This is a genomic window from Thiorhodococcus drewsii AZ1 (assembly GCF_000224065.1).
Taxonomy (GTDB): Bacteria; Pseudomonadota; Gammaproteobacteria; order Chromatiales; family Chromatiaceae; genus Imhoffiella; species Imhoffiella drewsii.
This window is the reverse complement of sequence record NZ_AFWT01000067.1, coordinates 1-8,936: the sequence shown is the minus strand read 5'-3', so window position 1 is coordinate 8,936 and position 8,936 is coordinate 1. Positions and strand designations below refer to the sequence as shown.

The 8,936-nt window shown below is 61.7% G+C and carries 5 protein-coding genes and 1 pseudogene; 4 read left to right on the top strand and 2 right to left on the bottom strand.

Features of this window, described 5'->3' with window-relative positions; all coding sequences use genetic code 11:
* Together THIDRDRAFT_RS22360 and THIDRDRAFT_RS24195 are read left to right on the top strand one after the other, a co-directional pair.
* The coding region (locus THIDRDRAFT_RS22360) for an integrase core domain-containing protein (RefSeq protein WP_007043204.1) at positions 1-209 on the top strand (209 nt) is incomplete at its 5' end.
* 24 nt (positions 210-233) lie between these two features.
* Complete coding sequence (locus THIDRDRAFT_RS24195; RefSeq protein WP_007043203.1) at positions 234-2,741, top strand: hypothetical protein; 2,508 nt, start codon at positions 234-236, stop codon at positions 2,739-2,741.
* Between the two features lie 479 nt (positions 2,742-3,220).
* Here the strand turns inward: THIDRDRAFT_RS24195 and THIDRDRAFT_RS22345 are convergent, their stop codons facing one another.
* Complete coding sequence (locus tag THIDRDRAFT_RS22345) at positions 3,221-4,462, bottom strand: cation:proton antiporter (protein ID WP_007043202.1); 1,242 nt, start codon at positions 4,460-4,462, stop codon at positions 3,221-3,223.
* A gap of 202 nt (positions 4,463-4,664) precedes the next feature.
* The gene (locus tag THIDRDRAFT_RS22340) at positions 4,665-7,967 is read right to left on the bottom strand and encodes a CBS domain-containing protein (protein WP_007043201.1); all 3,303 of its coding nucleotides are present in this window, start codon (positions 7,965-7,967) and stop codon (positions 4,665-4,667) included.
* A 106-nt stretch (positions 7,968-8,073) separates the two neighbouring features.
* Here THIDRDRAFT_RS22340 and THIDRDRAFT_RS27425 point away from each other — a divergent pair.
* A pseudogene (locus tag THIDRDRAFT_RS27425) lies at positions 8,074-8,550 on the top strand (IS5 family transposase); the annotation flags it as partial.
* A 126-nt stretch (positions 8,551-8,676) separates the two neighbouring features.
* Positions 8,677-8,936: hypothetical protein (locus tag THIDRDRAFT_RS26950; RefSeq protein WP_040845835.1), on the top strand; the 260-nt coding region annotated here is incomplete at its 3' end.

The following is an 8,936-nucleotide window of genomic DNA, read 5'->3' as shown; positions in this document are numbered from 1 at the left end:
ACGCCAGCTTGCCCGAGCTGCTCCTGGGGTTGACTGAGTATTTCGCCTTCTACAACGGAGAGCGCCCCCACCAATCCCTGGGGTACCTCACGCCTGATGCGGTCTACCGATCGGGAAACGGGGGTGGGGCCAAGATCGTCGATCGCTTCGGCGAGACAACACTGGGGCAGCGCCAAACCGCTGCGATTGAGGTGGCCAGTACAACTTAAATTCGGGGGAAAACTGTCCTGGACATGGGGTCCACTTTAGCGGGAGGTCCCGAGAAACAGCTCGCCCGCCTGGAAAACCTGTGGGCGATTCAAGCCACCATGGTTGCGGTTGTCTACCCAATCGTCCTGGCCTTCGTCACCTTGCTGCTGCAGCGTAGGGCATCAGTGAAGGCGAGCCTTCAGGTGTATATGGTCGAGACGGGAGCAATGGTCGCTGCAATGAGCGCCGTGATCCTGGTTCTCGCAATTGCGGCTGGCTACCTTGTCATCCTCGCTGCCGGAGACGGCTGGGTTGAGCCCGTCCTGACCCTCTGCGCACCCTGGTTCTTTCTGAATGCGTTCTTAACCGCGCACTTCTTGTTTCACACGCTGCGCTACCTTAACGAAGACACTCGCTTGCAGGCGTTCGAGCGCTACGCCGTCTATGTTTCGCTGCCGCGCGAGATTCGCCAATACCTGAATACGCACATCCTAAAAGCATCCCAACGGCTTAGTCTTTTGCCGGGCCGGCCGAGTTGGGACGACTTGTTGGCCTCGGCCGAAATGCAGCTGAAATCCGATCCGAGAATCGACGTCCTGGGCTGGGGCTCGGAAGGGTCGCCTTGTGTTCCGCTATACTCGCGCCGCCGCCGCGAGGTGCGCGATCTGCGGTTGCGTCCGTTGCGTTGGGGCATGCGGCTGTGGATTTGGCAAGTTATTCGGGAGCGCTGGAAAAAGAAGGTGTGGAGGTGGGGGGCCGAGAAATGGCCAATTCTGTTTCCGGGAATGGAGGGGGCCAGTCGGGAGTTTGTCGAAGCGTCTCCGCAGGCGGTGCTTCGATTGCGGGTCGGTCCGGGATCTCCCATCACGGGAGTCCGCATGCTCTGCACGGTGCAGAATGCCCCTGAACCGGGTTGGTTTTCGCGCCGTCTTATTGCTTACGCCTTTGTTCTCGGCGAGCCTCCTCAGCCGGGTACTTACTACCCACCGGCCGCCTTGCTGCGAGAATTGATCCAGGACCTGATCGAGGTTACCCCGAAAGGCAGCGACGCGGTGATCAGGGAACGGTTGTTGATGGTGACGCAGGTGCATCTGGCCTTGCTCGATGCAGGTGCCTTCCTGGATGACGACGGCAAGCGCAGCAATGCAGCCTTGGTCGCAAACCCAAACGGATGGCCTGGGCGACGACCGAGCTCCGATTGGATCAAAGAATACGACGAATGGCTGCAGGAAGCGGTGGAAAGGATGGAGGAAAACACCTACGGCTTTCAGCAAGCCTGCTTCTTGACGTCGGCGATGATCAGGGAGGTCAGTCCAGATCCGCTCCGCGTTCCAGTCGAGCTGCTGAGGCTGCATCTTAGCCTGATCCATTACCTTCATAGTTGGAAGCGTAAGCGGACCTGGCAGCAGGACACCTCCGAAGCACCGGCTGGACAATCCGCGTGGTTGTCGGAGCGGCATCAGTGGCTGTTCGAGCGCGCTATGGGTGAGGCTATCGACACCTGGCTCGAGTGCGACCGATTGCATCAATCCGAAACCTGGTCCGGGGATGCCGAAGGTCCATGGGTCGTCGCCTCGCTCAAAGCGCGCTTCGTCCGCAAGCATTTCGATCTCACGGTGGAGATGATCTTCGACGCGCTGTCTGCTGGCGACACCCAGACGGCCAAGGGCTTGGCCAACGGCTTCCTGTCCTGGCCTCAGCGTTCCGACTATCGACTTGGTGAGTATTCTGGGGTGCGGCACCGGGTGCCTTTTACCATGACTGCGGCAACGCTGGACAAGACCTGGGCGTCCGTTTGGGGCGCCATTGATGGAGCGGAGGCAGACCAGTCACCCGAGAGCATCGAAGATCTGTGCGGGGAGTTGCTTCTCCGCTACTGGTTTGACCTTCGGTATGTCTTGGTCTTGCTGATGATCCGACAGGTGCGGTCATGCGATTCAACGGAGCCCGTTTTAGAGATCGCGCTTGCCCTGCTACGCGGTCCGACCGAGGATTGGAACGGTATCGATGCAGGCATGGATTGGTCGTACCCCGATCGGCTTCTGCGGCGATTGATGCGGTTGTGCCACGCCCGACTCGAGTACCGGGCGCGACTGGACAGAGTTTGCAAATACGTCTTCATTCGGGGGGCTGGCCGAGATCTGGAGTATCCGGATTTTTCCCACGGGTTCACTGATCTAACCGCACTGAGGCGCCCACTGCTGATCCTGCTCTTTGCAGTGGCGCCCACAAGACGGTTTGATGCCACTGCAGTCGAAGCGCGTCTCACGGAGCAGGCGGTGATTTTCGACGATCGCACGCGCTTCGGACTCGCGGATGGCGGGTTTTTGCTGGAGGCCTGGAAGCAGGCATTGCGCCATAGGGGCATCCCTTTGCGACGAGACATTTCGGTGGTGCGTGCGATTCGGCGGGAGCTTCAGCGCTCTCTGCGGAATTCAGAAGCACGAGTCTGGGTAGAAACTGTCCTCCAGTGGATAAAGGTACTGCCTTCTAGGGTCAAATGGGAGCCGATGGAGCCTATCAAAGATATAGACGGGTATGACGAGGACTAACGGCTCATTTCTGGATACCTCTCGGCAATAGGGGAGGGACTAAAGTTTCCGACCTGGATCGGTAAGTCGAGTTGATTGTTATCGGGGAGAGGTATCTTCGGCGTTCCCAATTGGCCGGGTCAGGTGCGGCGACCTAGCATGACAGCAATCTGTTTTTCGAACCGACTGCTACCCAAAACACCCCCGCCATTGGTGGCGTCTTGGATCGCGGTCAACATGGCGTCGGGAAGACAGTCGGCAAAGTGGCTGCGGTAAGCCATGCTCCGGCCGTCGTCCTAATCGTGCAGTGCGCGGTATAGCGGGTGAGTAGGACGACAGTATCGGCATGCCCTGGTACGTCTGCGCGAAAGTTGTGGTGCCGGTGGCTGCAGACATATCGGGGCCGGGATCGCGATCGATCCCGATCCGGTTGCCGTTCGTTTGTTGCATTTTGGCGTCAGCGTACTAGGTGGCAGAGCGGTGCGTGCCAATGCCCTCGATCAGTCCTGCTTGGATACAGCCTTCCGCACCACCCGCCCGATCGTCAGTCCCTGGCCGAGTATGGAAAACACGACGATGCAATAGGTCAGTGCGAGCACGATGTCACGTTCGGGCCCCAGAGGTAGCGATAGGGCGAGTGCGACCGAGATGCCGCCGCGCAGGCCGCCCCAGGTCAACACCCACCCGGAGCCCTTGGGCAGTCTGAACACGCCTGGCAGCATGGCTACAGGTAGGCCGACCGTGAGTGCGCGGGCCGCCAGGGTGACGCCTATCGCCAAGATCGCGGCGGTCAGTGTGCTCGCCGTAAAGGTCACCAGCAGAACCTCCAGGCCGATCAGCACGAACAGCACGGCGTTCAGAATCTCGTCGATCAATTCCCAGAACAGATCGATATAGTGTCGCGTGGTGTCCGACATGGCCAGCCGGCGCCCGCCGTTGCCGATGATCAGTCCGACCACCACCATCGCCAGCGGCCCGGACACCTGCAGCCGATTGGCGAGCGCGTAGCCGCCGGTCACTGCAGCCAGAGTCACCAACACCTCGACCTGATAGCTGTCCACGCTTTTGAGTAGCCGAAAAGTGAGGTAGCCAAGTGCCAGGCCGAACAGCAGGCCGCCGCCTGCTTCATGCAGCAGCATCAGCAGACCCTCGCCCATGGACGGGATGGTGCCGCTCGCCAGCATGCCCAGCAGCAGCGAGAAGATCACGACGCCGACGCCGTCGTTGAACAGCGATTCGCCCGCGATCACCAACTCCAACTGTTTCGGTGCGTCCGCAGTCTTGAGGATGCCCATCACAGCGATGGGATCCGTTGGCGAGATCAAGGCACCGAACAACAGGCAGAACACCAAAGGCAGTTCCAGACCGAGCCAGGAAAACGCGAACCAGGTCCCGAAGCCCACCGCCAGGGTCGACAAGAGGGTGGACAGCACCGCCAACAGCCCCACCGGCCAGCGGTAGGCGCGCAGCTCGCTCAAATCGACGTGCAAGGCCCCGGCGAACAACAGCAGCGACAACATGCCCTCCATCAGGACAGTCGAGAAGTCGATCGAGCGTAGCAGCGACTCCTCGTACTGCCGCACTCCGAAGTCAATACCGGCCGCGTCCAGCCCGATCAGGGCCAGGGACAACAGCAGCGCGGCCGCCATCACCCCGATGGGGATCGGCAGACCGATGAAGCGCTGGTTCAGGTACGCCAGCAGGGCGGTGAGGACGAGAAAAGTAGCGCCAATTTCAAACATCTCTGACCCTATCGTAGCTTGGCTGTTTGCAGTGTCATGGCGTGAAATCCGGTTCGTTCGGGGCGGGTTTCAGGTCGGCACCCGCATGCCCCAATCCAACCAGATGGCTGATGTGGTTGAGACGTTCGGTCGCTCGTATACCTTTTCCCGTCGATGCGACAGATCGCCAGTCCATTTAGGCATCAAGGGGGATGCTCTAGAATTAGGCGTTATAGACTTGTCCAGACAGTGCAGCCCTGGTCAGACGCAGTCTCCGCAGCGCCTGATCGTAGTCGAAGCTTTGGATCGCGCCCTCCAGCAAGACGGCTTCATTCGCACCGAGTGCGGTCTGGAAGAGGTCGCGCGAGGTGAGCCAGAGATTCCCCGCTTGGGTGTCGTCCTCCTCCAGCAGGGCCTCCAACGCGTCGAGGAGCTGGTTCACCTTGGACCAGTCGATGGGACTGTCCTGTTGGGTTTGGGCGGGCAGAGGGCTCGCGGCCCCGTCCTGCTCCGAACGTGCGCTGCCGCTCTCGGCATCGCCCGGATCCGCAGGACGCGGCAGCCAGCGCGAGAGGGCGGCGTTGAGCTGGGCCGGTGTCACCGGTTTGGTGATATGGTCGTTCATCCCCGCCGCGAGGCATTTCCGGCGATCCTCGTCGAAGGCGCTGGCCGTCATGGCCAGAATGGGCAATTCGGCCTTGCCGTGCAGTCGACGAATGGCCCGGGTGGCGGCCAGTCCGTCCATGACCGGCATCTGCACGTCCATAAGCACCAGCGCGTACTCTCCGGTCCGTATCCGCTTGACCGCCTGCCGTCCGTCATTCACCACCTCCACCTCGATCTCCAGGCGGCGCAAGAGCTCGCGGGCGACTTCCTGGTTGATCGGGTCGTCTTCCGCCAGCAGTAGCCGAACACCAGGATAGCCGCGCTCCAGGGTGTCATCCGGGGTTGTCGTCGGCGGCGCGCTTGGCTCGGCGCTCAACGTTGTTTGCGAAATCGTGTTTAAGGGGACTCTGACCCAGAAGGTGCTGCCATAGCCGAGTTCGCTCTCCACCCCGACCTCGCCGCCCATGAGATTGGCCAGGCGTTTACAGATGGCCAGTCCTAGCCCGGTTCCTCCATAGCGGCGCGTGGTCGATTCGTCGGCCTGGACGAAGGGCTCGAACAGCCGCGCGCGCTGACTCGGCGTTAGGCCGATGCCCTGGTCCCGCACATCCAGGCGCAGTTTCGGTGGTCGGTCTCCATCCGCGACGACCAGGGCATCGACATGGATGTGTCCTTGGTTGGAGAACTTGATGGCGTTGGAGACATAGTTCAGAAGGATTTGCCCCAGTCGCAGGAAATCGCCTTTCAGGAGACTGGGCACGGCTGGATCGATGCTGTAGCCGAGCGTGAGCCCCTTGGCGGCCGCCCGCTCGTCCAGCAGGGTGAAGGTGTGGTCGATGACCTGAGCGAGCGAGAATGGGTTTTTCTCCAGGGTCAACTGACCGGCCTCGATCTTTGAAAGATCCAGGATGTCGTTGATGATGCGCAGTAAATGTCCTGAGGCGGTGACTATCTTGGCAATCTGGTTGCGCGGCTTGGGGCTCGTCAGCTCTTGCTCCAGCAGATGGCTGAGTCCGACGATCGCGTTCATGGGGGTGCGGATTTCGTGGCTCATGTTGGCCAGGAAGGCGCTCTTGGCGCGGTTGGCCACCTCTGCGGCCTCCTTCGCCTCGCCTAGGGCGACCTCGGTGCGTCGGCGCGCGACGATGCGCCAGAGATTGTCGGCGATCAGCTCCATCTGCTGCAGGTCGGTCGCGTCGTAGTCGCTTGCCTTGTTGCCGACCCCGACCAGCAGCCGCACCTTCCCGTCTTCCCGAATGGGGACGCTCAGGTGACGGATCAGATGGGTATGCTCCTCGGGGTAGCCACGGCGTTGCGATAGGCTCTGGAAGTCGTTGTGGACCACCGGCTTGCCGGTGCGTACGGTATTGGACCAAACGCCGGCCTGAGACAGGGGGTAGTGGTTGTCGTAGGCGGCCTTGCACTGAGCGCGGGTGCGAGTCGACCAGGTGGTGAGCTGGATCGCCTCCTGGTCCGGGTCGATCATATGCAGATAGCCGCAGGCGCTGTCCGTGATGGTTTCGATCATGTCCAAGCCGCGTAGCAACAGCTCCGGCTCGTTCAGGTCGGCGGCCAACTGACTCAGATCGAGCAATGCCTTGAGGCCGCTTTGGCTCTTGCGCAGGTGTTGGTTGGTGCTTTCCAGCTCGGCGGTGCGTGCCCGTACCAGCTCTTCCAGATGGTGACGGTGAAGATCCAGCTCCCGATTGGCTTTGCGGGTGGTCTCTTCGGCGCATCGGCGTGCGGTGATGTCGAGATGCGCCACCACCAGGCGCGATGGACCGGTGCCGATGAAGCGCGTGACACGCATGGCGAACCAGCGTTGCTCGTTGGGGGAATGGCAGGGATATTCCATCGTGAAGTCATCTTGCTCGCCCCGCAGGATGGAGCGCATCGCGGCGGCGACGCTGGGGGCCTCCTCCGAATCCGCGCCATAGGCCTGCTCGCACACCTCCAGATAGTTGGCTCCCTCGCAGACGTTGGCGCTGAGCGGCGGGTTGGCCTGTGCGAAGGTGCGCCAGGCGCGGTTGACGGCGAGAATCTTGCCGGTCTCGTCGAGAATGGCCAGGTGCTCGGTCAAGGAGTCCAGCGTCGCCTGGGCGATACGCTCGGATTCGCGCTGAGCGGCTTCCGACTGCAGATTGAGACTGATGCGCTCCATCAGTCGGTGCAGCGTCACCATGCCCATGACCTGTCCGTCCGCGTCGAGCACGGCGAGCTGGCGCAATTGCTGGTCCCGCATCGACTGGGCCGCCTCGGGCACCGGGGTGTCCTGGTCGACGGTGCGCACCGGGGTGTGCATGACATCGCGCAAGCGGATGCCCTCGATCCCCGTGTCGGCGGCCTGCGCCAACAGGTGCGGAATGTCCCGCTCGGTGAGGATGCCCAGGGGACGCCGCCCGTCCACCGCGAGGGCATAGGCTGCGCCTTGGCGCAGCATGAGCGCCAGTACCTCCGTCAGCGGGGTTTCCGGGGACAGGAAGGGGAGATCCTGATCGATCAGGCTCGTGAGGTCGCCGAGTTGCTGCAGTGAGCGCAGCCCCAGGTGCTGGCGGAAGTCGGTTTCGCTAGCGATCCCGACGGTGCAACCGTTCCCATCGATGACCACCAGGTGGCGGATCCGATGGGCGAGTGTCAGACGGTAGGCCGCCGTGAAGTCGGTCTCCTGGATGGCCGTGAGAACGGGGGTGCTCATCACCTCGCAAATCGGAGTGGCGGGATCCGTTCGCAGGTGCAGAAGACGCATTAGATCGCGCTCGGTGAGAATGCCGACCGGCGTGGTGCCCTCCAGCACCAGGAGCGATGAGATCCGAGCCTGGGCCATCTGCCGGGCGGCCTCGGCGAGGGGGCTGTCCGGCGGCAGATGCCGCACATCCCGGCTCATGATGTCGGCGAGCGTCAGATCGACGATTGGCTGCATGCGAGGGGCTCGCTAAGAGGAGATCCGGTACAGAAAATGCTCACATTAGGCAAAGGCTTTTCGCTACAGTGACTTATTGAGATATGGTCGCTGTATTGAGGGCGCGATGGCCTTTGAGGAAATGTCGGATAATTTTTGGCGCCAAGTGGAACCTTTGCTGGAACCGTTTAAGCGGAGAAAATCGGGCGGTCGTACACCATTGGATTTTCGCCTCATCTTGAATGAAATCCTCTACCTCCTCAAGACCGGTTGCCAATGGGGCTGCTTGCCCACAACCTACGGTGCGAAGAGTACGGTGCACGAGCACTTCCAGCAGTGGGCTCGTGCTGGCGTGATGGCGGATATCTTGCGGGTTTTCGCTCACGAGTATCAACGCCAGCATGGGATTCAGTGGGCATGGCAGTCGATGGACGGGGCCTTGGTGCAAGCACCAGTGCGCGGGCAATCCGTGTGCTTGGAGGACGAAAGGCTCGGGCGTAATCCGACTGATCGGGGGCGCAGCGGCAGCAAGCTCCACATCCAGGTCGATCAGCAGGGCACTCCGCTCGGGGTCGAGGTGGTTGGAGCGAATGTCCATGATAGCCGTTTGGTGTCTTCGACCCTAGCCACTGTTTTTTTTCGCGCCCCGTCCCAACGCCCACGACTCCTCAGCATCTCTGCTTGGACAAAGGCTACGATTACTCCCGTGTCGAGATTGAAGTGCGCGAGCATGGCTACTTACCGCACATTCGCAGGATCGGAGAAGAAACATTCGCGGCAGACACAAAGACGCATCCGGCCCGACGCTGGGTGGCGGCTGACGTCCGCCGAGTTGTCCGACCTGCTCGCCTCCATCATCAGCGAGACCACGGCACCGGGCGCGGAGCAGACGCGGCTGATCCTGGCCGGCGCGCCGGGCGCGCTGGTCGGCATGGGCGCGGACGGGGTCTGGAGCCGTCTCGGCGACCGGCTGCGCGAGACGACCGAGCG

Bases quoted from the DNA above. Each gene is read 5' to 3' on its own strand.
- THIDRDRAFT_RS24195 (WP_007043203.1), top strand. From the start codon at position 234: ATGGGGTCCACTTTAGCGGGAGGTCCCGAGAAACAGCTCGCCCGCCTG.
- THIDRDRAFT_RS22345 (WP_007043202.1), bottom strand. From the start codon at position 4,462: ATGTTTGAAATTGGCGCTACTTTTCTCGTCCTCACCGCCCTGCTGGCG.
- THIDRDRAFT_RS22340 (WP_007043201.1), bottom strand. From the start codon at position 7,967: ATGCAGCCAATCGTCGATCTGACGCTCGCCGACATCATGAGCCGGGAT.